Source organism: Campylobacter sp. CCUG 57310 (genome assembly GCF_013201975.1).
GTDB lineage: Bacteria > Campylobacterota > Campylobacteria > Campylobacterales > Campylobacteraceae > Campylobacter_A > Campylobacter_A canis.
The window spans coordinates 59,082-84,289 of record NZ_CP053845.1 but is presented as its reverse complement, the minus strand read 5'-3'; the positions used below and the strand labels follow the sequence as shown (position 1 = coordinate 84,289).

The 25,208-nt window shown below is 38.9% G+C and carries 25 protein-coding genes, 2 tRNA genes and 1 rRNA gene; 9 read left to right on the top strand and 19 right to left on the bottom strand.

Annotation, left to right across the window (positions count from 1 at the left end; genetic code table 11):
* Window positions 1-509 precede the first annotated feature (509 nt).
* From CORI_RS00540 to CORI_RS00520, 5 genes are all read right to left on the bottom strand, one after another.
* Window positions 510-586 (bottom strand) — tRNA-Ile (locus CORI_RS00540).
* A 9-nt stretch (window positions 587-595) separates the two neighbouring features.
* Window positions 596-671: transfer RNA gene (locus CORI_RS00535), tRNA-Ala, on the bottom strand.
* 121 nt (window positions 672-792) lie between these two features.
* Window positions 793-2,307, bottom strand: a 16S ribosomal RNA gene (locus tag CORI_RS00530).
* 350 nt (window positions 2,308-2,657) lie between these two features.
* The gene (locus CORI_RS00525) at window positions 2,658-3,035 is read right to left on the bottom strand and encodes a RidA family protein (protein WP_173030371.1); all 378 of its coding nucleotides are present in this window, start codon (window positions 3,033-3,035) and stop codon (window positions 2,658-2,660) included.
* A gap of 62 nt (window positions 3,036-3,097) precedes the next feature.
* On the bottom strand, window positions 3,098-3,388 hold the full coding sequence (locus CORI_RS00520; protein ID WP_173030370.1) for a hypothetical protein: 291 nt from the start codon (window positions 3,386-3,388) through the stop codon (window positions 3,098-3,100).
* Between the two features lie 102 nt (window positions 3,389-3,490).
* Here CORI_RS00520 and CORI_RS00515 point away from each other — a divergent pair, with 102 nt between their 5' ends.
* The 3 genes from CORI_RS00515 (at window position 3,491) to CORI_RS00505 (ending at window position 5,356) form a co-directional block, all read left to right on the top strand.
* Window positions 3,491-3,742: a DUF2798 domain-containing protein gene (locus CORI_RS00515; RefSeq protein WP_172201954.1), complete on the top strand. Its 252-nt coding sequence runs from the start codon at window positions 3,491-3,493 to the stop codon at window positions 3,740-3,742.
* Complete coding sequence (locus tag CORI_RS00510) at window positions 3,717-4,190, top strand: cysteine permease (RefSeq protein ID WP_173030369.1); 474 nt, start codon at window positions 3,717-3,719, stop codon at window positions 4,188-4,190. Before CORI_RS00515 ends, CORI_RS00510 begins: the two co-directional genes overlap by 26 nt.
* Before the next feature lie 110 nt (window positions 4,191-4,300).
* Entirely contained in the window at window positions 4,301-5,356 is a 1,056-nt protein-coding gene (locus tag CORI_RS00505) for a TRAP transporter substrate-binding protein (RefSeq protein ID WP_173030368.1), read from the top strand.
* Window positions 5,357-5,437: 81 nt separating this feature from the next.
* Here CORI_RS00505 and CORI_RS00500 read toward each other — a convergent pair whose 3' ends face one another.
* The 5 genes from CORI_RS00500 to CORI_RS00480 all read right to left on the bottom strand — a co-directional run bounded on the left by CORI_RS00500 (window position 5,438) and on the right by CORI_RS00480 (window position 9,254).
* Window positions 5,438-6,232 carry a DUF2314 domain-containing protein gene (locus tag CORI_RS00500; protein ID WP_173030367.1) on the bottom strand — a complete coding sequence of 265 codons (795 nt, stop codon included), beginning with the start codon at window positions 6,230-6,232 and terminating at the stop codon, window positions 5,438-5,440.
* Window positions 6,233-6,285: 53 nt separating this feature from the next.
* Window positions 6,286-6,867 (bottom strand): DUF4299 family protein, encoded by a 582-nt coding sequence (locus CORI_RS00495; RefSeq protein ID WP_173030366.1) that lies wholly within the window; start codon window positions 6,865-6,867, stop codon window positions 6,286-6,288.
* Between the two features lie 94 nt (window positions 6,868-6,961).
* Complete coding sequence (locus tag CORI_RS00490) at window positions 6,962-8,287, bottom strand: hemolysin family protein (RefSeq protein ID WP_173030365.1); 1,326 nt, start codon at window positions 8,285-8,287, stop codon at window positions 6,962-6,964.
* 130 nt (window positions 8,288-8,417) lie between these two features.
* Window positions 8,418-8,630: a hypothetical protein gene (locus CORI_RS00485; RefSeq protein ID WP_173030364.1), complete on the bottom strand. Its 213-nt coding sequence runs from the start codon at window positions 8,628-8,630 to the stop codon at window positions 8,418-8,420.
* A 159-nt stretch (window positions 8,631-8,789) separates the two neighbouring features.
* Entirely contained in the window at window positions 8,790-9,254 is a 465-nt protein-coding gene (locus CORI_RS00480) for a DUF411 domain-containing protein (protein ID WP_173030363.1), read from the bottom strand.
* 134 nt (window positions 9,255-9,388) lie between these two features.
* Here CORI_RS00480 and CORI_RS00475 point away from each other — a divergent pair, with 134 nt between their 5' ends.
* The 3 genes from CORI_RS00475 (at window position 9,389) to CORI_RS00465 (ending at window position 12,092) form a co-directional block, all read left to right on the top strand.
* Complete coding sequence (locus CORI_RS00475) at window positions 9,389-10,369, top strand: putative transporter (protein ID WP_173030362.1); 981 nt, start codon at window positions 9,389-9,391, stop codon at window positions 10,367-10,369.
* A 61-nt stretch (window positions 10,370-10,430) separates the two neighbouring features.
* Window positions 10,431-11,240, top strand: a complete 810-nt coding sequence (locus tag CORI_RS00470; protein ID WP_173030361.1) for a M48 family metallopeptidase — start codon at window positions 10,431-10,433, stop codon at window positions 11,238-11,240.
* Window positions 11,241-11,414: 174 nt separating this feature from the next.
* A complete protein-coding gene (locus CORI_RS00465) occupies window positions 11,415-12,092 on the top strand; it encodes a hypothetical protein (RefSeq protein ID WP_173030360.1) in 678 nt (225 codons plus the stop codon).
* A 13-nt stretch (window positions 12,093-12,105) separates the two neighbouring features.
* Here CORI_RS00465 and CORI_RS00460 read toward each other — a convergent pair whose 3' ends face one another.
* From CORI_RS00460 to sodB, 6 genes are all read right to left on the bottom strand, one after another.
* Window positions 12,106-13,446: an FAD-dependent oxidoreductase gene (locus CORI_RS00460; RefSeq protein WP_173030359.1), complete on the bottom strand. Its 1,341-nt coding sequence runs from the start codon at window positions 13,444-13,446 to the stop codon at window positions 12,106-12,108.
* Window positions 13,447-13,589: 143 nt separating this feature from the next.
* On the bottom strand, window positions 13,590-15,683 hold the full coding sequence (locus CORI_RS00455; RefSeq protein ID WP_173030358.1) for a ribonucleoside triphosphate reductase: 2,094 nt from the start codon (window positions 15,681-15,683) through the stop codon (window positions 13,590-13,592).
* A gap of 574 nt (window positions 15,684-16,257) precedes the next feature.
* Entirely contained in the window at window positions 16,258-16,611 is a 354-nt protein-coding gene (locus tag CORI_RS00450; protein ID WP_173030357.1) for a hypothetical protein, read from the bottom strand.
* Window positions 16,612-16,777: 166 nt separating this feature from the next.
* Window positions 16,778-17,359 (bottom strand): aminotransferase class IV, encoded by a 582-nt coding sequence (locus CORI_RS00445; RefSeq protein ID WP_173030356.1) that lies wholly within the window; start codon window positions 17,357-17,359, stop codon window positions 16,778-16,780.
* Window positions 17,325-18,251, bottom strand: coding sequence for an aminodeoxychorismate synthase component I (locus tag CORI_RS00440; RefSeq protein ID WP_173030355.1), 927 nt, complete (start codon window positions 18,249-18,251; stop codon window positions 17,325-17,327). The genes CORI_RS00445 and CORI_RS00440 overlap by 35 nt, the downstream gene beginning before the upstream one ends.
* 113 nt (window positions 18,252-18,364) lie before the next feature.
* On the bottom strand, window positions 18,365-19,012 hold the full coding sequence (gene sodB, locus CORI_RS00435; protein WP_169943168.1) for a superoxide dismutase [Fe]: 648 nt from the start codon (window positions 19,010-19,012) through the stop codon (window positions 18,365-18,367).
* 329 nt (window positions 19,013-19,341) lie between these two features.
* Here sodB and CORI_RS00430 point away from each other — a divergent pair, with 329 nt between their 5' ends.
* Genes CORI_RS00430 through CORI_RS00420 form a run of 3 tightly spaced genes read left to right on the top strand, consistent with a single transcriptional unit; the run spans window position 19,342 to window position 22,185 of the window.
* Entirely contained in the window at window positions 19,342-20,340 is a 999-nt protein-coding gene (locus CORI_RS00430; RefSeq protein ID WP_173030354.1) for a DctP family TRAP transporter solute-binding subunit, read from the top strand.
* A 9-nt stretch (window positions 20,341-20,349) separates the two neighbouring features.
* The gene (locus tag CORI_RS00425) at window positions 20,350-20,892 is read left to right on the top strand and encodes a TRAP transporter small permease (RefSeq protein ID WP_173030353.1); all 543 of its coding nucleotides are present in this window, start codon (window positions 20,350-20,352) and stop codon (window positions 20,890-20,892) included.
* 9 nt (window positions 20,893-20,901) lie between these two features.
* Window positions 20,902-22,185 (top strand): TRAP transporter large permease, encoded by a 1,284-nt coding sequence (locus tag CORI_RS00420; RefSeq protein WP_173030352.1) that lies wholly within the window; start codon window positions 20,902-20,904, stop codon window positions 22,183-22,185.
* A 259-nt stretch (window positions 22,186-22,444) separates the two neighbouring features.
* Here CORI_RS00420 and CORI_RS00415 read toward each other — a convergent pair whose 3' ends face one another.
* From CORI_RS00415 to CORI_RS00405, 3 genes are read right to left on the bottom strand one after another with little or no spacing between them, the layout of a single operon-like run.
* Window positions 22,445-22,597, bottom strand: coding sequence for a hypothetical protein (locus CORI_RS00415; RefSeq protein ID WP_173030301.1), 153 nt, complete (start codon window positions 22,595-22,597; stop codon window positions 22,445-22,447).
* A complete protein-coding gene (locus CORI_RS00410; protein WP_173030351.1) occupies window positions 22,594-24,471 on the bottom strand; it encodes a mechanosensitive ion channel family protein in 1,878 nt (625 codons plus the stop codon). Before CORI_RS00410 ends, CORI_RS00415 begins: the two co-directional genes overlap by 4 nt.
* The gene (locus CORI_RS00405; RefSeq protein ID WP_169975711.1) at window positions 24,468-25,103 is read right to left on the bottom strand and encodes a carbonic anhydrase; all 636 of its coding nucleotides are present in this window, start codon (window positions 25,101-25,103) and stop codon (window positions 24,468-24,470) included. Before CORI_RS00405 ends, CORI_RS00410 begins: the two co-directional genes overlap by 4 nt.
* Window positions 25,104-25,208 lie beyond the last annotated feature (105 nt).

Here is a 25,208-nt window from a genome sequence, read left to right as displayed (position 1 = left end):
CATATTCTAATTCGCATCACTTCCTTGTTAAAGGTAATATAAATAACAAAAATTTAAAATCATATATGAATATATGAAGCAAATTTAAGTTTATTACTAAATTTAAACTCTCATCCCCAAGACGGAAAGCATTAACTGATATATAGATAAGTTTTAACTCTAGATATCTTGTGACGTTAAACTTCTGAATACTGATTATATTCAAGAGATAAGATATTTAAATCTTTAACAAGTCCTGTAAAATTGTTTTATTTAAAACTTGCTTGTGACTCTTAACAATGATAAATAAAAGAACGTTTTAGACTTCTCGCAAGAGCAAAGCTCTTGCTCCGAGCAGGAGTTTCACTCCCTGCACCCACCTAAAGCACACCAACGCTTTAAGCGTTGCCGTATTTATTAGTAGATAGGCTATAATTCAAAGTCTAAAGCAAATATTCATTTTAGAATACTTGATTTAAACTTTGATGTTTAAAATCTTTTGTAGTTAAACTAATTTATTTACTAATTAATGGTGGGCCTAACAAGACTTGAACTTGTGACCTCACCCTTATCAGGGGTGCACTCTAACCAGCTGAGCTATAGGCCCTAATGTATTTGGTGGAGAATAGCGGGATCGAACCGCTGACCTCCTGCGTGCAAAGCAGGCGCTCTCCCAGCTGAGCTAATTCCCCAATTAGCTTCAATATCAATCTTTCAAAACTAAACAAGGATGATTGAGTAGATTAGTTTAAAAGGCTAATCTAAATTTTCCTTTGATGAATATCTTGTGAGAGAATATTCATTGTACTCTAGAAAGGAGGTGATCCAACCGCAGGTTCTCCTACGGTTACCTTGTTACGACTTCACCCCAGTCGCTGATTCCACTGTGGACCATAACCGGTTTGGTATTTGGGCTTCGAGTGAAATCAACTCCCATGGTGTGACGGGCGGTGAGTACAAGACCCGGGAACGTATTCACCGTAGCATGGCTGATCTACGATTACTAGCGATTCCGGCTTCATGGAGTCGAGTTGCAGACTCCAATCCGAACTGGGACATATTTTATAGATTTGCTCCATCTCGCGATATTGCGTCTCATTGTATATGCCATTGTAGCACGTGTGTCGCCCCGGACATAAGGGCCATGATGACTTGACGTCGTCCACACCTTCCTCCTCCTTACGAAGGCAGTCTATTTAGAGTGCTCGGCCTAACCGTTAGCAACTAAATACGTGGGTTGCGCTCGTTGCGGGACTTAACCCAACATCTCACGACACGAGCTGACGACAGCCGTGCAGCACCTGTCTTAACATTTCTGCAAGCAGACACTCTTCTATCTCTAGATGATTTGTTAGATATCAAGTCCGGGTAAGGTTCTTCGCGTATCTTCGAATTAAACCACATGCTCCACCGCTTGTGCGGGTCCCCGTCTATTCCTTTGAGTTTTAATCTTGCGACCGTACTCCCCAGGCGGTATACTTAATCCGTTAGGTGCATTACTGCCAAGACTAGCTTGGCAACAACTAGTATACATCGTTTAGGGCGTGGACTACCAGGGTATCTAATCCTGTTTGCTCCCCACGCTTTCACGCATTAGCGTCAGTTAAGTTCCAGCAGATCGCCTTCGCAATGGGTATTCTTCTTGATCTCTACGGATTTTACCCCTACACCAAGAATTCCATCTGCCTCTCCCTTACTCTAGATTATCAGTTTCCCAAGCAGTTTAACGGTTAAGCCGTTAGATTTCACTCAAGACTTGATAATCCGCCTACGCGTCCTTTACGCCCAGTGATTCCGAGTAACGCTTGCACCCTCCGTATTACCGCGGCTGCTGGCACGGAGTTAGCCGGTGCTTATTCCTTGGGTACCGTCATAATTCTTTCCCAAGAAAAGGAGTTTACGCTCCGAAAAGTGTCATCCTCCACGCGGCGTTGCTGCTTCAGGGTTTCCCCCATTGAGCAATATTCCCTACTGCTGCCTCCCGTAGGAGTCTGGACCGTGTCTCAGTTCCAGTGTGACTGATCATCCTCTCAGACCAGTTACGCGTCATAGCCTTGGTGAGCCATTACCTCACCAACTAGCTGATACGATATAGCCTCATCCTACACCGAAAAACTTTCCCGACTTAACTTATGTAAAGAAGGAGTATAGAGTATTAGCAGTCGTTTCCAACTGTTGTCCTCTAGTGTAGGGCAGATTAGCTATACATTACTCACCCGTGCGCCACTAAGATTAAAATAAGCAAGCTTACTTTAATCTCCGTTCGACTTGCATGTATTAGGCACGCCGCCAGCGTTCACTCTGAGCCAGGATCAAACTCTCCATATAATTTATATGAAGTTTTTAATCAAAAAACTTTTAATTTTTATTTATATTAATTAGTTTTATTTACTAACTACTTTCCGAAGAAAGCCTGAAAGTAAATTGGCTCAATCGATCACTTGTTTAGATTTCAAAGATTGACTAATTAGTTTAACAGTGTTAAGTTAGAGAACAACGATAAAAAAGAAAAAGCTTTATTAACTTGAAAGAAGAAGTTAAAGGTGGTTTCTTAATTCGTGAGCTGGAATTATATAAGAGCAAAGCTTAAAGGGAGGTTAAAAAATGTGGAAACGATGGGGTTTTGGAAGTAAAATTTTAAAAATTTAGAAATTTTACTTCCAAACAAAAGAACAATTTTACTCTTTTACAGCTATCGCTTCTATTTCAACTAAAGCATTTTTTGGAAGCGTCTTTACCGCAACAGTGCTTCTTGCAGGAAAATTTCCGCTAAAATAACGCTTGTAAATTTCATTTACTTTTACAAAATCATCCATATCGGCTAAAAATATCGTAGTTTTTACGATATTTTCAAATTTCATTCCAGCTTCAAGAAGTATCGCTTCTAAATTTTTCATGGATTGCTCGGCTTGCTCGTCAACACTGACTCCTGCAAATTCGCCGTTTGGTTTTACACCAAGCTGTCCTGAGATAAATAAAAATCCATTTGCCAAAACCGCTTGAGAATAAGGACCTATCGCTTGAGGAGCGTTTGTCGTATGTATTATTTTTTTCATTATTTCTCCTAAATTTATAGAATTTATATTTTATCTAGCTTAGTAAAAGACACGCAAATAATCTAAATTCGGCTTTTTATAAACAAAACCGCCTCATCGTCCGCAAAGCTAAATTTATATCTTTGAGAATTTTTCATCTCGATAGCCAAGTTTAACTTTCCTGTTATAAAGCCTCGTTTTGAGCTTAAATTTGATATTTCCGCATATCTTATGTCAAGCTCGGTCAAGTTCTGGCTAAATGGAGCAAATTTCATAGAATTTTCGCTAAATTTCATCTCTCCTTTTATAGCTCCAAGAGCTCCAAAGACTCCTATATAGCTTGCTTGCACGCTTTTGCCCAAAAAATCTCTCACTATTTCTCCTAAATTTACACCGCATTATAACTATTTTGAGTCATCTTTCCAAACAAACAAGCCCAAATTTGATATAATCGCGCATTAATTATAAGGATAGGTATGTTTTCACAGAAATATTATAGATTTATATTTGCATTTTTTATGTCTTTTACTATGTCATTTATCATGTCCGGAGTGCTTACATATATAAATTTAGGGCTTATAGACAACTTTTTTCTCATCTGGCTTGAAGGCTGGATGAAAGCTTTTGTAGTGGCTTACCCTTGCGTTTTATTCATAGCTCCCATAGCCGCTAAAGCTACCAAATCCCTCATAAGAACAAACGATGAAAGTAACTCTGGCGCCAAATGAATTTTTAGATGATTACGTTTTGGGCGCGGAATTTGCTCTAAAGGCGGGGGTATCTTCAAACGCATACCTCTTTTGGAAAGGCGTGGTTTCAGCCAAATTTGAAAATTCTCGCACCGTTTTTCTTCACAAAAAGACCATTCCTGCTAAATTTAGCCACGTTTTATCAAGCTGCACGGACTTAAGCGGGCTAGTTTTAACAAGCGCGTTTTGCTCGCTTACCACGCTTGCGCCTTCACATCTGGTCAAAAAAAACAACTCCAAATTATACTCGCTCTTTGAGTTTAAAAAAATCTGCGGGATAAAATTCATAAATTTAAAGAAATTTTACGACGATCTAGGGCTTGACTACGGATATAGAATTTATATAGAAAAGTGCAGCTTCTTCTCTCCCGCACCGCTTGAAAAGCGCATCAAGCTAACCGAAGCTATGTGCTTGGGATATTACTAAATTACAAATTTACTCAAATTTATATTTTAAAATATATAAATTTTCATAAAAATCGGCAAGAAATATAAAATTTCGTATAATCTACTTAACCCTAACTTAAAGGAGAGATGATGAAGAAATTTGCCGCTTTTATGCTTACGGCTCTACTTGCTAGCTCTTTGCTCGGAGATCAAAAAACCTATAAGCTAAAATTTGCTACGACTTATGAGAGCAACGTTCCTGTTCTAGGCGAAGTTCCTAAGAAATTTAAAGAGATGGTTGAAACCATGAGTAACGGTCGCATTGAAGTAAGGATTGATTATCCGTCCAAGCACAAAGCGCAGTTTGCCATACTTGATCTGGTTAAAAACGCTCAATACGACATCGGCTACACTGCGGGATATTTTTACAAAGGCAAAGATCCTAAGCTTATGCTATTTACCACCGTTCCTTTTGACATGAACGCATTAGAGCAGCACGCTTGGTATAGCCATGCAGGAGGCAAGGAATTTGCTCAAAAAGTATATGGCGAGCACAATATCATCCCTTTTAACGGCGGAAATTTCGGCATGCAAATGGGCGGTTGGTTTAAAAAAGAGATAAAAAGCATAGATGATTTAAAAGGGCTAAAAGTTCGAATTCCCGGGCTTGGCGGCGAGATAATGGCGCGTCTTGGAGTAAGCATAAACACAATTCCCATAGGAGAGCTTTATATGGCTCTTGAGATGAACACCATAGATGCGGTCGAGTGGGTAAGCCCTGCCGTAGATATAAATTTGGGCTTTGAAAAGATCGCTAAATTTTATTACACGGGATGGCAAGAGCCTGCCAGCGAAAATGAATTTTACATCAACAAAAAGTTATGGGAGAAGCTGCCAAAAGATCTTCAAGGCATAGTCGAAACAGCCACCAAAGCGGTTGCGGCATACGTCTTGGAGGCTGCGTATTATGAAAATTCCCTAGCTCTTCAAAAAATCCTAAAAGAGCATCCGGATGTGAAAATTTCATCTTTTTCGCCTGAGATAATAGCCGCTCTTAAAAAGGCTACGGATGAAATTTTAGACGAGCTTTCGGTCAAAGATCCTCTGTTTAAGGAGATTTTGGAATCAAGAAGAAATTTTATGAAGATTAGTAGAAAATGGACTGAAATTTCAGACTACACCTACATCAAAAATATGCAAAAATAACTCATCGTCCGATAATATCTCTTATCGGACAACTTGCTTTTAAGTAACCCAAAAAGCCAAATTTCAAGCTCGGTAGTAAATTTATAAAACTCTTGCTATGTGCTCCCATTTTAACGCCTTAGCAAAATCAAGCGCGGTTTTGCCGCTATTTGTCTTTGCATTTTTATCCGCGCCGTTTTCAAGCAAAATCTCAACAACACCCAAATTCCCGGCTATAGCCTCATGATGAAGCTGCGTATATCCAAGCTCATCCACATCACTTAGTATGTTTGAGTTGTTTGTTATATACTCTTTAACTTGATCTATCACGTTTTTACACATCGGGTGCTCGATCAAATTTTCAGGACACTCTTTTTGCTCATAAGCGACTAAAATATCGTTAAAATCGCCAAATTCAAACCCCCAAGCCAAGTCATGCTCGGCGCGTTCTTTATCGCTCATATTCGCACGCAAAGCATGCACGCTAAAGCCTCCGTAGCTTTTGTTGTCAATCACAAACAACCAGTCACTAACCTCGCTTAGCGGCACTTTCACAAAATCACCGTTTTTTATGTTTTTAACGTCATTTGGCTCATTTACCAAAATTCCGCTCACGTTTTCACCGTCAAATTCTATATCGTTGATCCACATATGCTCGCCAATCTCTTCGCCGCCAGCATTATCTTTAAATAATACTTTTACGCATGCGACGCTAATGCCCGGAACTATCCTTCGGCGATCCCAGTATAGCTCACGCCAAAAATATCCAAATGTATCGCGAGCCGCCTGATAAGCCCTACTCATAGCATCTTGCTCACTATCTACATAATAAATCGGCATCTTTTCGCCCGTGTCCTCTTGTCTTTGCTTGCCGAAAATTTTTTTAAAGAAGCTCACTTTAACTCCTAATTTTTGATATTTTTTGCAAATTTGTGTGCAATTTCAAGGCTTTAGCACTGACTTTCAACCATAAGCTTGCTAAATTTAGCCACGGGATCGCTAGAGGATAATATCTCATCTATCATCTTTGAATTTATTGCAAAAGCCCTTATTAAGCCCTCATTTATACTCTCTTCGTCGCTGTTTGCAAGCTCGCTTTGTATGCCTTTTAAGCCAAATAAAATGTCTTTTTGATAATCAAATTTAAGCACGCTTTGAGAGTCGTAAATTTCTTCATTGATATCGGCTGTAATACTTGAGCCAAGCCTTAAAGCTAAATTTGAGATATACTCAAGTCCCGTTTCCCAATCGCTCTTTGCGCTCGGAGTTAAGATACGGATCTCATAACTCTTACTTCCAGCGTCATACCTAAGCTCAAATCCGCGTCCGCTCACGCCTCTTATACCCAAAAACAGATACCCGTCTTTAGGTATTTTAAATGAATAAAATTTTTGCTTGTTAAATGCCGGATCGTTTTCATCGAAGTTAAACTGCTCTAAACCGGGCAAAATTTCAAGTGCCTGAGCAACGTTTAAAACACTTTCGTAGCCGAAAAATTTCTTTTTGTTTTTAATTTTAAAAACAACACTCATTTTGGCTCCTTAAATAAAATTAAGGCTTTAAAGCGGCTTTTAGGTGGTCAAATTTAGCCGCTTGAATGCGATATAAAACTATAAATTGAAGCTGTTAATCATCATCTTCTTCTTCGATTTTCTTACGGACTTTCACGCTTAATATGCTTGTGCCGTCCATTTTACGCACTTCATAGTGGCAGTTATTATCCTCCGCTCTATCCCCCACTACAGGTAGCCTTCCGATGAGATTAAACACATATCCGCCGATCGTAAGCTCTTCGGTCTCGTCATCAAAGCTTATGCCCATAAGCTCTTCAACGCTTTCGATGTCAAATCTGCCGTTAAATTCGTAAATATTTTCGTTTATCTTTTTATAAAGAGGTCTTGCTTCATCATGCTCGTCGTTGATGTCGCCTAAAATTTCCTCCATAATATCTTCCATAGTAAGAAGTCCCGCTGTCCCGCCGTATTCATCGACAACCAAGGCTGCTGAAATTTGTTGCTTATTCATCATAACGAGAATTTTTGAGATAGATAAATTTTCAGGCACGATCACAAATTCGCGCACTATACCGTCAAAATCTCGCTTCTTATCCACAAGATCAATCTGCAGGATATCGCGGATATGTATCATTCCAAGGATTACGTCCTTGCTTCCGTCTATATAAGGATAGCGAGTAAACTTCGAGTCAAACACGACTTTTAAATTCTCTTCGTAGCTTTTTTGCTTATTTATGCAGACCATATCGCGGCGAGGCGTCATTATCTCTTTAGCTACCGTATCGCTAAAATCGACCGCATTTTTGATAATCTCGGTCTCAAAGCTATCTAACACTCCGCCTTTTAAACTCTCTCCTACGATTATCTTTATCTCCTCTTCGGAGTGTGCAAGCTCGCTCTCTTTGGCAGGTTTTATGCCAAGCATTTTTAAAGATATCCACGCAAGATAGTCAAAAGTCTTAATAAGAGGCGAAAACACAACCCAAAACAGGTGAAGCGGCTTTGCAACAAGAAGGGTTGATTTCTCCGCTTTTGCGATTGCTATGGACTTTGGCACAAGCTCGCCAAGCACAACATGAAAGAGCGTAATGATAGTAAATGCGATAGCAAACGCAACGGTATGAACCACCAAGTCGCTTACGTCAAAATATGTTTGAATCGGTTTTTCTATAAGTCTGGCGATAGCAGGCTCGCCTATCCAACCGAGCGCAAGCGAGCTAAGGGTGATACCAAGCTGAGTCGCGCTTAGATATGTATCAAGCTTGTTTGACATTTCGTAAGCGAGTTTTGCGTTTGGAACTTTATCTTTGATAAGCTCTTCTAGGCGGCTCTTGCGAACCTTTACGATGGCAAATTCTGATAAAACAAAGAAAGCGTTAAGAAGCACAAAGAAAACTGCGAGTAAAATCATAAAATATGAATCGCTACTGGGGTGCAATTAAAATCCTTAGAAATTAAGATAAATCAGCATTATATCAAAAAAGCAAATAAATCTCAATCAAGCTAAAATTCGTGCTTTAACCCTATATCCAAAGACAAATTCGGCTTTTATGAGAACTAAATTAAAACTAGAATTTAGGCTCTCCGCCGTTTGATTTGGAGATATTTATAAAATCAATAGCGATCTTTTGACACGCGGTCTTATCGCGCTTATCAAGACAAAGAGCTTCAAGCTGCTCTTTGCTCATGTTTTTATAATCGGCAACGGTTTTATTATCAGCACCCATATAAACCCACACAAGAGCAAAAACAACGGCTAAAACAAAGACAATTCTAAACAAATTAACCTCCTTAAATTTAGCTTTTAAAATGGTAGTAAATTTAAGCTAAATTTTGACTTCACGCCAAGCAATCGATGAAATTTAAATGGAATTTATAAATGAATAGAAATTTAAAAGCAGAAATTCGGCTCTAAATTTGAGCCGAATTTTTAAGAAGGACTATTTGAACCTTTTGCCGTTTTTATATCTTGAGAAAATTTCGTAGCTGCCGTCTTTTTTAAAAGCTATCACGTCATAATCCTCAACTATGCCGCCTTGCTCCATCCCGGGGCTTCCAAGAGGCATACCCGGAACGGAAATTCCCACAACATCGGCAGGCTTTTTGGCCAAAAGCTCTTTTATGTCTTCAGCGGGTACGTGCCCCTCTACGACATATCCGTCTATCACGCCCGTATGGCAACTTGAAAGCTCAAGCGGAACGCTATTTTTAGCCTTTAGTTCGATGATAGCTTCGGTCATATGCTCTTTTACCTCAAAGCCGTTTTGCTTCATTATATTGGCCCAAAGCCCGCAACAGCCGCAACTTGGAGACTTATACACCTCTATCATGCCGCCCGCAAAGGCGCTTGAAGCAAAGGCGCAAACCGCAGCTAAACTCAAAAATAAATTTTTACTCTTTTTCATCCCGATCCTTTCTTAAAAAATAGCGCAATTTTATGAAAAAGTTATAAATTTAAGATTAATATTAAAATTTAAACTCATAACTTTTTTGCTATACTTTCACTTTTGAAATTCTATATCAACATCGGGACAAGATCGTGTTTTCATCTTTTTTTAAAAGCAAAAAATGGGCTGCTTGGGCTTACGGCGGCGTAACTTTGATATCGCTATCTCTTATCATTCAAACCTACTTAAACATACAGTTTAACGACTGGTATAAAAACTTTTACGACATCTTGCAAAATGCAAAAGAGCGCGATGTGCAGGAATTTTGGGACGGCATAAAGCTGTTTTTATATCTGGCTATGCCTTATGTATTGCTTCGGGTTTTTATATCGTTTTTTTCAAGCCACTGGATATTTCGCTGGCGCGAGGCGATGACTTTTAGCTATCTTAACTACTGGAGAAAGGTCGAAAAAGACGTAGAAGGAAGCTCGCAGCGTATGCAAGAAGATACTTATAGATTTGCAAAGATCATGGAGGATCTTGGAGTTGATATCTTGGATTCCATAATGACTCTAATCGCCTTTATCCCGATACTTTGGGGGCTTAGCAGTAAAGTAAATTTACCCTATATCAAAGACATCCCGGGCTCTCTTGTGTGGATAGCTTTGCTTATCAGCGTGGGCGGACTTATCATCTCTTGGATTGTAGGTATCAAACTTCCGGGGCTTGAATACAACAACCAAAAAGTCGAAGCCGCATTTAGAAAAGAGCTTGTTTTAGCGGAGGATAACAAAGTAAATTACGCTCACCCCGCTACGATAGTTGAGCTATTTACAGGGCTTAAATTTAACTACTCAAGACTGTTTTTACACTACGGATACTTTAATACTTGGCTTTACTCCTACTATCAAATTTTAACCATAGTTCCATATCTCATAATGGGTGGAGGGCTATTTACAGGGCTTATCACGCTTGGAGTTTTGGTTCAGGTAAATAACGCCTTTGCGCAAGTTAGATCAAGCTTTGGTGTTTTCATCAGTAACTGGAAGACCATAACAGAGCTTCGTTCCATTCACAAACGTCTAAAAGAATTTGAGCACAATATCAACTATAAAAAAGTCGGCTGGGAGTAGAAATTTAAGAAAATTTAGTATAATTTTTGAAATTTCATAACCTAAATTTAAGGATTAAAAGATGAAAAAATTTATACTTCCTCTTGTTCTTACTATGATATTTTTAGCGGGTTGCTTCGTAAGTTCAACAGGTGCAGGTGCGGTTGGAGCCGATAGAAGGCAGCTGTTTTTGATAAGCTCTGAGACGATGAATCAAAGTGCAAATTTAGCCTATGCCAAAACGCTTCAGTCCGCAAGACAAGAAAAAGCGCTAAATATCGATCCCGTGCTTACTAAACGCGTTCAAACTATAGGCAAGCGCCTGATAGCGCAAGTCGGGGCTTTCCGTGAAGATGCGCTTAAATGGGACTGGCAAGTAAATGTTATCAATTCAAACACACTAAACGCATGGTGTATGCCGGGAGGCAAGATCGCCGTTTATAGCGGACTTATCAAAAATTTATCCTTAACCGATGCGCAGATAGCAGCAGTCATGGGTCACGAGATAGCCCACGCACTAAGAGAGCATAGTCGCGAACAAGCAAGCACGGATCAGCTCAAAAACATAGGAATTTTTGCCGTTTCAACCGCAGCAGGGCTTGGCGATACGGCAACAGGGCTTATAAATTTAGCTACTCAATACACCATAAGCCTACCTTTTTCACGAAGTCATGAAACCGAAGCCGATCACATCGGTACGGAGCTAATGGCAAGAGCGGGATACGATCCGCACGAAGCGGTAACGGTATGGGAAAAGATGTCTAAAAAATCAGGAGACTCGGTACCTGAAATCCTAAGCACTCACCCTTCAAACGCAAGCCGTATAAAGGACTTAAAAGAGATAGCTAAAAAGGTAGAGCCTCTATATCTGGCGGCGCAAAAGGCTAATTAAAATTTGCAAGCGGGTTTATGTGTCCCGCTTGCTCTAGGTAAATTTGATTAAAATTCTTTTTACTATTTTACGGGATTAATTTACATATTTACTCGTTTTAAGAGCGCTAAATTCCGTGCACATTTATTTTATGAATATATGATTTTTGAAATTTAGCCGACAACAGAGGATAAAATGACCAAGCTTGATTACGCAAAGTATTTGGCAAATTTAATACAAATCAACATCTACTCGGGCGATTTAAGAGATTTAAGCGCTTGCTTTTACGGGCTTTTTGATGAATTTTTACCATGCGGAGATGGCGTGCATAAAGTATTTGAGCCGTTAAATTGCGGCAAGGAGCTACAAGATAGGATTATGCCGCTTTATGAAGCAAATAAAGCAAAAGCTCATACTTGGATCAAGGCGGGGTTTAGCCAGATATTTTCACCTCCTCCTTCAAGCGATGAAGCAAGACTTACGGCGCTTGGCAAGGCTCATATAGAAGACATTAAAAAATTTGGCGAATTTATGGGAGACAAAGAGCTTCTTAAAGCGCTTAAAAATGTCCGTAAAATCGAAATTCAAGAGCAAAGAGAGGCGGTTTTTGAGCCTATTTTAGAAGAGCTAATATATAAAACCATAAGCAAATGGCTAAACGAAGCGGAATTTGCCGAAGAAAAAGCTTGGGTTTTAAAAGAGGCTTATAGATCGGCTACCGGAGATTTGCTACTGGCAAGCTACCTACTCTATCCTGCGCTTAAACATAAGCCTCAAAAGGATTTTTTAAAGAGTCGTTTTGAAATTTTCTTACTCGGACACTTTTGCGAATTTGATAAAAACAAGCTAAACATCTATCCGCCGGCAGTCTAAATTCGCTTCAAATTTAGCCTACAAGCTCAAAGTTAAATCTATCCTCGTCAAATTTATTGCCTAAAAATTCGCACACTCTTTTAGCGTCTCTACAGGCATTTGCCAGACAACTTGTAGCTCCCGGGCTTGGCGTCATATTAAAGATAATCCCATCGCCTGTGTTTATACTAGCCTCTCCAAGCATCAGCTCTTTGCTCTTTTTATCGATCACCTGCGGGCGAACTCCGCCAAAATTTCTAGCATAATAAACATCATCGCTTTTAAGCGAAGGCACGATCTTTCTTGCCGCTTTTACAAATAAAATTTTATTTATCATAGGCACTTCATAGGCGAAATTTCTCATCACATACTCTCTTATATCGCCATCTTTAAAAAGCCCCGTAAGCACACTCATCACACTTGAGTCAAGTCGCAAGCTTCTTACAAAATCAACAACCGTCGAATTTCCTCGGTAGCGCTCAAGTTTAGGCAGCACAAGAGCAGTAGGACCAAATCTCGTAAGCCCATCGGCTAGGATATCAGGGTCGCCGTGGATAGCGGCAAATGGGAGTTTTGGATTTTGCACGGTATATACCTTGCCTCTTAACAGCCGCTTTTTGCTCATGTAAAAGCTTCCCGCGATAGGCAAACAGCTAAATTCAAGCCCAAGTCCCATCATGTGAGCAAGATAAAGCGAATGCGCACCGGCATTTACAACCACGTAATTTGCGCTAAATTTGCGTCCGTCGCGAGTTTGAACCAGATACCTGTCGCCTTGATTTTTGATACTGCTCACCCAAGCGTCAAAAAACACATCGGTGGTCTTGTTTTCTTCTTTTGCGTGCTTTATAAGACTATTTGACATCCGCTCAAAATCAACAGTCGTATACTCGCCGCCGGTTACTCCCATGGCTAAGATCCGCTCTTTTCGGTCATCTCCGTCCATACCTTGCACTACCAAAGGCTCGATTTTCTTTAGCATTTCTTTATCGAAAATTTCAAGCGAAGTATAAAGCTCTTTAAATTTATCAAACCTGTCTTTTATCGCTTCACATTCCATCTCACCTACTGCGATAACCATTTTTTGATGAGCAAACATAAATTTGTTTTCATAGCCGTGCATAAGGCCGTATCTTACGATCATATCGGCTGATTTTTTGACGGTTTTTGCTTTTTGGAAAGTATAATTAGTCTCTATGTCGCCGCAGTGAATAGTCTGCGAGTTGCTCGTGCCTTTTGAATTTAGAGTCGCACAAGCGGGATACTTCTCTAAAAGCGCCATACGCTCTATATCCGTATAACGTGCAAGCTCGTAAAATAGAGCCGTCCCTGAAATTCCTCCGCCCACAACCAAAACATCATAGTGATTTGACACGACTTACTCCATGAAAATTTAGACGAATTGTGCCAGATAATTCTTAAAATTTTATTTTATCGTTAAATATCACTTATAAAAGCAATTTTGGTTCGCTTGAAAGGCTCAAATTTAGCATAAACAAAAGCATAAATTTTAGAAATTTAAGCCTTTTGAAGTTGCCTCATCAACTCCTCGTCACAAATCGGACAATACTCATGCTCGCCCGCGATATATCCATGCTTTGAGCAGACGCTAAAGACAGGCGTGATGGTGATATACGGCAAGCGGTAGTTATTTACGATGCCGCGCACCAGATCCTTGCACGCTTCAGGCGAGCTGATGCGCTCCTTCATATAAAGGTGAAAGACCGTTCCGCCCGTGTAAGCGCTTTGAAGCTCATCTTGCAGATCAAGTGCCTCGAAAGCATCATCTGTGAAATTTGCAGGAAGCTGAGTTGAGTTGGTGTAGTAGATATTTTCACCCATGCCCGCTTGCAAGATATCAGGATAGCGCTTCTTGTCTTCTTTGGCAAAGCGGTATGTAGTGCCTTCCGCAGGAGTTGCTTCAAGGTTATAAAGATTTCCCGTGCTCTCTTGAAACTGCCTAATTTTAGAGCGCAGATAATCAACCATCTCAAGTGCAAATTCTCGTCCGAATTCCGTAGAAACATCCTCTTTATCGTTTGTAAAATTTCTTAAAAGCTCGTTCATTCCGTTAATACCGATAGTGCTAAAGTGGTTGTTAAAGTGCTTTAAATAGCGAGCCGTGTATGGATAAAGTCCGCGATCATACATCTCTTGGATAAATTTGCGCTTCTTTTCAAGGGTTGATTTGGCTAAATTTAGCAGATACTCAAGCCTTGTATAAAGCCCCTTTTTATCGCCTTTATAAAGATACCCGAGGCGCGCTAAATTTATAGTAACTACGCCTATTGAGCCCGTCATCTCGGCACTTCCAAATAGCCCTCCGCCACGCTTTAAAAGCTCTCTTAGATCAAGCTGCAAGCGACAGCACATCGAGCGAACGTGTCCTGGCTTATAAGCGCTTTCGTTTGGAACGCGATTGCCGTTTTCATCAAATTTATACTGAGAACCGATGAAATTTTGAAAGTAGCTTGAGCCCATTTTCGCAGTATTCTCAAACAAAATTTGAGCCACTTCGCTATCCCAGTTAAAATCCTCCGTGATATTTACCGTAGGGATCGGGAAGGTAAAGGGCTGCGAGCACTTGTCACCCGTGGTTAAAATTTCATAAAACGCCTTATCGATACGCGCCATTTCAGGCTCAAACGCCCCGTAAGTCATATCCGTAAGTTTATTAAATCCGCGCTCTTTTGCAAGCTTGTTAAGCTCCTCATCATCCAAATTTGAAAATAGATGTATGTCGGTTGAAGTTGGAATTTGATCCTTTAGATCGCTTGGACAAGTGATATCTATAGTAACGTTAGTAAATGGACTTTGACCCCATCTGGCAGGAACGTTTAGATTAAAAATAAAGCTTGTAATCGCCTTTTTTATCTCTGTATCGCTTAATTTATCTTTAAAAACATAAGGTGCAAGATAGGTGTCAAAACTGCTAAACGCTTGCGCTCCCGCCCATTCGCTTTGTAAAATTCCTAAGAAATTTGCCATCTGACTAAGAGCTTCGCGAAAGTGCTTTGGCGCGCGACTTTCGACCCTGCCACGAACGCCGTTAAAGCCTTCATTAAGAAGCGCTCTAAGCGACCAGCCGGCACAATACCCCGTAAGGCAGTCTAGGTCGTGGATGTGATAATCGCCGTTTCTATGTGCTATGCCCTCTTCTTTTGAGTAAATCGCGTCAAGCCAGTAGTTTGCGATGACCTTGCCTGCGGTGTTGTTTATAAGTCCTGCGTTTGAATAACTTGTGTTTGAATTAGCCGAAATTCGCCAATCCGTGCCATTTATATACTCATTTATCGTTTGGGTTGAATTTATGTAAGTGGTGTCTTCATTAAGCCCTAAAATTTGCTCGCGCTGCATTTTATGCGTATGGCGATAAAGCATGAAACTCTTCATGACGTCAAAGTGTCCTGCTTCAAAAAGGGCTTTTTCGATGTAGTCTTGCACATCTTCAACGGTGATCAAATCCTTTTGCGCGACATCTTGCATCACATAGGCGAAAATTTTATCGTCATACTCCTTACTTTCGCTCTCAAAAGCCTTTTTGATCGCATCTTGAATTTTATAAGGAAGGTACTCTTGCCTTGTGCCGTCGCGCTTTAGAATTTGCTTCATAATCACCCTTTTTTACACCGAATTTGTATGCTAGAATTTAATTAAATTGAAAGTATAAGAAAATCTGGCTTAAACTTTAATATTGGAGATGAAATTTATTTTATTTTTGATAACAGATTATCATTTATAATATAAAAATGACAATTTTTTAAGCTTTAAATTTTTATTAAATTATAACTTATTTATAGCAAAATTTGACAATTATGCTCCTATTTAATCTTAAAAATAAATATTAATATTTATTTTTAAATATATTTGGCAAATTTTCTTAAATTTAGCCCATAAATCGCCTGTAGCCCAGTTTCAAATTCCAAATCAAGTCATTTTACTACACGAGTCTTTTAGTAAAAATTTACAGCCGACAATTTAATTTATCTATGTCTTTTTTTATGTCTTGATATTTACATCTCTTAAATCAAAACTTGGTGAAACCTATATAATCAAACGAAGCAATTAATCGGCTGAAATAGTGATTAATCATGTCGTTTTGTTTGTAAGATAATTGTTTTTGGTTTGAGTTTTGGGGAGGGATAAAAGTAAATTTTGAAGAAAGGGGCCTTATAGCCCCATAATTTTACTCTTCGTTATATTTTAAAAATACCTCTTTTTGACCTTTTGCAGGAACCATTACAGCCTCGCCTTTTTTGAAGTGTATCTCTGCTCCATCATCGCTTATTAGTCTTGTTCCGCTTCCTGCAGGTGCAGCTTTTAACTTAAATTTATTGCCTTTAGTATCTGTTAAAACAGCTGTTTCAAAATCATCAGCAGATATCAAAGTGGCTTTATATTTTTTATCTTTTACGCCTTGAAAATCAATAGTTTTGACCTCTATAACTTTCGCGGCAGGAGCCTCTTGTTTTGGCGTCATATAAGCACAACCGCTCAAAAGAGCAACAGCAGTCAAAGATGAAATTAGAATTTTTTTCATTTCTTGTCCTTTTTAAAAATATTGCACAAGATTAGCATAAAAAAGTAAATTTATATTATTTTAAGTTTTTATAGATGTGTCTTTTGTTTAATTTGATTGAGAATTAATTAAATTTATTTGCTATTAAATTTTAATGGCAAAAGTGCACCAAAACGCTCAAATTTTATCAAAGTATAAATTTAAACTCTTTAACCTCGCAAAACCCTATCATAGCGTTCATCACGGCAAATTTTTTAGCATTTAAAAGCCTTTGCACGCTTATATCATCTTCTTTTAAAAAGCCTTCTTCAAGCAGTCTTGCTCTTGTAGTTCCTTTTAAAAGCGGGGCTTTAGGCGTTATCCAGCCATCTTCAAAAATCGCTAAATTTGCGATACTTGTATCGGTTGCAAAGTTATTTTTTATCATGATAATCTCTTCAAATTTACCCTTTGCAGTATCGATATCGCTTCGATCAAGAAACTTTTTAGAGTAGTCAAATGCAATATCAACAAGTTTAAATTCTCTAAATTCGCGCATTTCATAAGGAAAATACTTCGTATCGACAAGATTTCCTCTTGCATCATAAATCACTTTTGCTCTAACGACTCCGTCAAACGGCGAATTTAAAAGCTTATTTAGATCAAATTTTGCTTTTGCGCTCTCAAGTGAATCACTAATGCGGCGCTCGTGAAATTTTAAATTCTGCGGCGTAAAGCCCAAAATTTTAATCGTTTCAAATAGGAAAATTGGCTTTTGCCAAGAGTTCATTATACTCCCTTTTAGCTTCACTTTGAGCAGTAATTCCGCCACCGCTATAAAAATAAAGCTCGTCATTTTCGCATTTTACAAATCTTATAAGCACAAAGCTTTGCAAAACTCGCCCGTCAAAATAGATAAAAATTCCCGTATAAAATCCGCGCGGGTTTAACTCGCACTCTTTGATCACATCAAGCGCTTTTTGCTTTGGAGCTCCGGCGATAGAACCGGCCGGCAAAAGCGCTTCAAACACATCTCCAAAGCCCAAATTTTCGCGCAGTTTAGCGCTGATATGCGAACTTGTCTGATAAAGTGATCCAACCTGCTCGATAAAGCGAAATTTCTCAAGCCTAACCTCATCGCAGATACCTGAAAGCTCATCTTGCATAAGCTTTACCATCGCTCTTTGCTCGCTAATTTCTTTTTCGTCATTTAGCAAAATTTCTCTTGCGTTTGGCAAACTAGCATCGATAGTTCCCTTCATCGGATAGGTGTCGATACGTCCGTTTTCAATCCTTATAAAAGGCTCGGGCGTAAAACATATAAAGTCATCTTTTTTGTAAATGAGCGCTTTTGCGTTTGCGTGAGCGTAAATTTCATCCATGTTTAAATTTGTCTTTATCCTAGTCCTAAAACACAAATTCAAAAGACTGATCTCGCCGCTTTTAAGATAAGACGATACTTTGTCAAATCTGGCTTTATACTCGCCAAATTCTATCGGAAATTTTTGCAGTTCGTATTTGATTTTATTATCATTTTTGGCATTTAGTTTAAATTTGATACCGAATTTATGCAATTCCTCAGGCGAGCAAACTATATCAAGTTCCGGAGTATCATAGCTAAGAAGAGCGACAAAAGGGGAGTCTTTAACGGAATTTAATCTATCTTTTATATCTTTAAACAAATTTATAGCCTTGTGTGAATTTCAAAGCAAATAATAGCAAAGTTTTAAAAACGGATTTTGAAAATAGAAAAATTTAAAAGTAGTTAAAAGCCCCTTTTGGGGCTTTTAAATAATTATCTGCAGCCGCAACCGCTTCCGCAAGTTGCAGGATGGATGTCATTAATGTAAAATTTAACGGAGCCAAGACCCTCTTTAAGAGCCCACTCGTAAGCTACGGAGACGAAGTCCCAGTTGATATTTTCATAAAATCTCTCCAAATACGCAGGGCGAGCGTTTTTATGATCGATATAGTAAGCATGCTCCCAAACGTCCACAACAAGAAGCGGCACAAGACCTGTCGTAGGAGGTGTTGCGGCGTTTGAAGTCTGAACTATCTCAAGCTTGTCTGAGTTTGGATTATAAACCAACCACGCCCAGCCTGAACCAAATAGCGTCGTAGCGGCTTTTAAAAACTCCTCTTTGAAATTTGGGATATCTTTTTCAAGGCGAGCTTTAAGCTCTGCGCTCATTTCGCTTTTGCGCGCAATGCAATCCCAATAAAAGTCGTGATTATAAACCTGCGCGGCGTTGTTAAAGATACCGCCTGAGCTTTTCATCAAGATATCATAAAGCCCGGCTTTTTCAAATTCTGTGCCTTTTACAAGGTTATTTAAATTTGTAACATAAGCTTGGTGGTGCTTGCCGTAGTGGTAGCTACAGGTGTCGCTGCTAACGATTGCGTTTGATGCGGGATCAAATGGTAATTTTCTAAGATTAAACATGGTCTATCTCCTTTTTTATAATGAAATTTGAACGAATTATAAGATAAAAAAGTAATTAAATTGTTAATAGGATAAAATTAGTATTATTTTCTAAGTTTCGTTTTTAGTGTATTTTTGTAACACTTTTCTAAAATTTTAATAAATTTTAAATATTAAATTTAAAGCTTGTAATCGTTCTATAAAAGATTTTTGTTACATTTTTACTCATATTAAAATAAATTTTTGGGAATTATCGAAACAAAATTGCCAAAATGTAATTTTTGTATTTTATAATCTCACTTAGCTATAAATAATTTGTAGTGAATCAAATTTTACACTAAGGATTCAAAATGAAACTTAAACTTCTCTCCGCACTTTTCTTAACTTGTGCGCTTGCGGGCAGCGCTTTTGCAGCTCAAAAAGTTTATACTATAAAATTTGCTCACGTTGTAGCCCCTACAACCCCAAAAGGTAAGGCGGCGGACTTCTTTGCCAAACGCGTTGAAGAGCTTAGCAAGGGAGCTATCAAAGTTCAAGTTTTCCCTTCGGCTCAGCTAATCGATGATGACCGTGTATTTGGCGCACTTAAACTAGGCAACGTTCAAATGGCGGCTCCAAGCTTTTCTAAATTTACGCCTATAGTTCCGCAGTTTCAGCTGTTTGACCTACCGTTTATATTCAAAGATGAAGCACACCTTCACAAAGTTCAAGACGGTGAAGTCGGCAAAGCTTTAAAAGATCTAGTTTCAAAAAAAGGCTTTGTAGCGCTTGATTACTGGGATGCGGGATTTAAGCATTTTAGCTCAAGCAAAAAAGCTATCGTTGAACCAACAGACGCAAGCGGACAGAAATTTAGAATCCAAAGCTCAAAAGTTCTTGAAGAGCAGTTTAAAGTAGTTGGCGGAAACCCGCAAGTATTGCCGTTTTCAGAAGTTTATTCAGCACTTCAACAAAGAGTTGTAGATGCGACAGAAAACCCGCTTTCAAACTTCTATAACTCAAAATTCCATGAGGTTCAAAGCTCACTTACTCTTTCATCTCACGGATACTTGGGATATCTAGTAGTAATCAGCGAGAAATTCTGGAAGAGCCTACCTGAAGATATGAAAAAACACGTAAATCAGGCAATGACAGAGGCTACTGCTTATGAGCGCGAAGAAACCGCCAAAGAAGATGCGCACATAGTTGAGATGCTTGAAAAATACGCAAGCGAAACTAAAAAACTTGAGATTTTAAAGCTTGATGAAGCTCAAAAGGCTAAATGGGCGGAGGTTATGAAAGGAATTTATCCGAATTTCTATAAAGTCATAGGACAAGACCTAATCGAAAAAACTATAAATACAAAATAGGCTCTTGTAATGCAGAGATTCTTTGAAATTTTAGATATCGGCATCGCTTCTGTAAACAAGACGATAGCCGTGGTAGGCATAGTAGCGGGGACGCTGCTTGCCTTCGTTAACGTCGTAATGCGATATGTGTTTAATAGTGGCTTTTCCTGGGCGGGAGAGGCTACTAATTATCTATTTATATGGTCTGCTTTTTTTGCAGCGGCATACGGGTTTAAAAAGGGCATACATATATCAGTTACTATTCTTATAGAGAAATTTCCTCCTCAACTGGCAAAGATGTATCTTATATTTTCAAGCGTTTTAACGACCGCTTTTTTGATTTTTATAGTGGTTTACAGCATTCAGTATCTACAAATTTTACACGAGCTTGAATTTATGAGTGTGGATCTAAATATGCCCCAGTGGATACCTATGCTAGTGCTTCCTATAGCATTCTTAGGAGCCAGCTATAGAGCAGGTGAAAAGATCATAGAGATATCAAAGACTCCTGCGGACAAAGTTATCAGAAATGCCGAGGCAGAGATGATACACGACTCAGTTGTTAAGAAATAAGGACACAACATGACTATAGCATTTTTATTTATATGTCTATTTGGACTTATGCTTATCGGCGTTCCCGTAGCTATCTCTCTTGGAGCAAGCACTGTTCTTACGATGCTGTTTTTTACCGATCTTGATGTAGCAACTATACCTCAGCTTATATTTGACGGTATCAACAAATTCTCTCTAATGGCGATTCCTATGTTTATCTTGGCAGGAAATTTGCTAAGCAAGGGTGGCTCGGCTAGAAGAATTATCGACTTTGCAAAGTCTATGGTAGGACACCTCCCCGGCGGACTTCCTATGAGTGCGATATTTGCTTGTATAATTTTTGCCGCAGTTAGCGGAAGCTCTCCTGCTACGGTTGTTGCTATCGGCTCCATTATGTTTGCTGCGATAAAAGAGGCAGGTTACCCACCTTCTTACGCGGTTGGCGGTATCGCAACTGCCGGCTCTTTGGGAATCCTCATCCCGCCTTCAGTCGTTATGATCGTTTATGGTGTAACGGCTGAAGTAAGTATCGGCAAGCTATTTATGGCTGGTGTTATCCCGGGTATGCTTCTTGGAAGTATGATGCTAGCGCAAACCTACTTTGGAGCAAAGAGACTTGGATTTACAGCGGGCACTCCTGAGCCTATGGGTGAGAGAATCAAAAAATTTAGCAAAGCGTTTTGGGCTCTACTTATCATAGTTGTCGTAATCGGCGGAATTTACGGAGGAATCTTTACTCCTACCGAAGCTGCGGCTGCAAGTGCCGTATATGCGCTGTTTATCTCACTTTTTGTTTATAGGGATATTAAGATAAAAGATCTTTGGAGTATCTGCCTTGACTCTGCGATGACTACAGCGATGATATTTTTCATCATCACAAACGCGGTTGTGTTTGCCTACTTGCTTACAAGCGAGCAAATTCCACAAGCCATAGCAGACGCTATACTTGGTGCAAATATCGGCAAAATCGGATTTTTAATCTTCGTAAACATTATCCTTTTCATCATGGGTCAGTTTATGGAGCCTTCAAGCGTGGTTATGATCATGGTTCCGCTGTTGCTTCCTATCGCGCTTCAACTTGGCATAGATCCGATCCACTTTGGTATCGTGCTGATCGTAAACATGGAGATAGGCATGATCACGCCGCCTGTTGGGCTTAATCTATTTGTCGCAAGCGGACTAACTGGTATGAATCTAAAAGATGTCATCATGGCTTGCTTGCCTTGGACGCTTACACTATTTATAGGGCTTATACTCATCACATACATTCCGGAAATTTCACTCTGGCTTCCAAATTTGATGTATGGAAATTAAAATTTACTAGGTCGGAAAATATATCCGACCTACCACCCCCTTCTCTCTTATCTTTTTATGATATTAAAGCAAAGATTATTAGCAAATTTATATAAGTAAAATTTAGTGCAGACATTAAGCGATTTAAAAATTTACAGGAAATTTTAAAGTTATTGATATAAAGAAAAAGGCATAAATTTAAACTCTACTGCAAGCATAAATTTAGCCTTTTAAACGATAAAATTTAAAGCGGTTAAATTAGGCAAAGACAAACCTCAAGCTACATCTCGTAGCTATCTTCTTCATCTTCGTATTCATAGCTATAGTCGTTTTCGTCGTAGTTGTAATTATAGCCGTTAGTGTCGCTCTCGTCGTCGTATTCGGCATAGTCTTCTATCTCTTCATCTTCGTATTCAAATTCATCACCCATCATGATAACTCCTTTAATGTTTTATCTATGTCTTTTAAATTTTCAAGATATACGCTTTGGCTAGGGAACGCAAAGCTAAGTCCGTTCGCCTCGACTATATCCATGATTTTTAACATCACATCTTGCTTAACCGCTAAAAATTCACCCCAAATAATGCTTTTTGAAAAGCAATATATCATGATATTTATACTGCTATCGGCAAATTCGTCGACCACTACAAATAAATTCGTCTTGTACCCTGCCAAATCGTCAATCGAAACCATATTTTGCCTATACAGCAAAGAGCTATGAATGCTGTTTGAGCCAAGATCTTCAGGTTTTGCTATATCCGGATGGCTTAAAAGCATATTTCTTATATCATCTGCACATTTTTTCACCTGAGCGGAAGTCGCGCCGTATTCAAGCCCCACGTTCATCCTTATTCGCCTACCCAAACGGCGTCTATTCCAATTTCTAATAGGATCGCTAGCCAGTTTTAAATTCGGCACAAAGATAAGCGCATTGTCAAATGTTCTCACAGTCGTTTTTCTAAGCCCTATCTCAACCACCGTTCCTTCGATGTCTCCGCACACTATCCAGTCGCCTTGCGAAAACGAATTGTCAAACAAAAGCATGACCGAAGCGAAGAAATTCGCAAGTATGTCTTTAGCCGCCAAAGCAACTGCAAGACCGCCGATACCAAGAGATGCTATGATCGCACTTACGTTAAAGCCAAGGCGGCTTAGTATGGCCAAAAGCGCTATTACGACGATGATAAAATAAATTATCTTAAGAATCAGATTTATAACCTCTTTGCGTCCGCTTTTTTTAGTTATCTCGCTGATAAAGACTATGCCGTATCCACTCAAAACGCTTAAGATAAGCCAAGTAAAAGCGATTATAAAAACAACGGACAAATAGTTAGCAAATTTTAACGGTACCGCAAGCGGATAATAAACTATCGATGCGCAGATATCAAAAGCGTAAAGAGCCAGTATAAACAGCATCGGTCTTTTGATGATGTTTATGATTTTATCTTCTGTTGCGGCAGCTTGATTGCCCTTAAAAAAAAGCTTCAGCAAGAGAGCCGAAGTGATCTTGGATAAAATTCTCGTAAATGATATAAAAAACAAAAATACAAAAAGTATAATCACTATCTTGCCAAAATTAACTCCCTTAAGACTAAAAGGGATTTTATCATTCACAAAATCTATCGCCGTTTTTAAATTTAGTTCCGAAAATACATAATTTGACGTTATTAGTTCAGCATTATCTTTAAGGTATATCAAAATTTCCTCAAAAGTTTTTTGATGTAAACTTATCCCTTCAAAAAGGCTTGACGACTCCTCTACAATCTCAACTCCGGCGATATCTTTTATCTCTTTAGTGCTTGCATAAACGCTGGTTTGCAAATTTAGCAAAGCCTCTTCAATAGCCGTTCTTATCTTGGCAGTTTTAGCACGCTCTTTAAACAGCTTTTCAAAGTTTAAAACCGAACTATAAAAAATTTCATCTATATTCATTTTAACCAACCCAACGGCACTTTGTATATAAGAGCGTTTGTTTGAGTTATTTTTGAGCTTTTTTACCTTGGCTTCAAGTAGCGATTTTTCTCTTTGAAATTTATCCAGCTCCTCTTGGCTAAATTTAGTCTGCATAAGCAATGACGGAATTTGATCCAAAAGCTGATTTTTCTTTATCAAAATTCCTTTAAAAAGACTATTTGCATCGGCGGTTTCGTTTTTATCGGTTGCTTGAGCCTTTACTAAGGCTATTTGATTATTTATCTTGTCAATTTGCCTTACGATAACGACTATATCGACATCATCAAGCTCTACTGCTATTAAATTTAAAGGCAGGATAATAAAACTAAAAATAGCCAAAATCATCTTTTTCATCTATCAACTCCAAGTAATCTAAAACTCTTTGAAACTACGTTATAGTTATAAATTTCGCCCGTTTCTATGATATAGTGCCACACATAAATTTTAAGACTTCCGTCTCTAAATTTTGCTTTTACATCAGGATAAGTAAGCAAATTTTCATAAGAATTTATGACGTTTAATCTCTCTGTTAGCCACTCTCTCCTTGCGCTATCTTTAGGATCAGGCAAAAACCCTTCGACTCTCTTTTTAATCGGATCAAGCAAATTTAGCCATCTTTTAACGTTTGGCGTATTTTTAAATTTACTCTCGTCAAGATAAAGCGCCGCACATCCTCCGCAGTTGCTGTGTCCGCAGATGATTACGTTTTCGACATTTAGCGTTTGCAAGGCGTACTCGATCGCCGAAGTCGTAGCCAGATACTCCTGACTGGTTCTGTAAGGAGGAATTATATTTGCAATATTTCGCACCACGACAAGATCGCCGGGCATTGTATTTGTGATCAAATTCGGCACCACTCGCGAGTCGATACAGCCTACAAAAAGAGTATGTGGAATTTGCTTTTGTCCAAGACTTTCAAACAGCTCTTTGTGCTCTAAAAAGCCCTCTTCCATGAATTTAACAGCGCCGTCTAAAAGTGCCTCCATCGCTACTCCGAAATTTTATTTTTTAAAATTATATCAAAAACGCTCTCAAGGTTGGTTAACGGCTTGTGAAATAACATTTTTTGGTGGTTTTAAAAAATCTTTTAT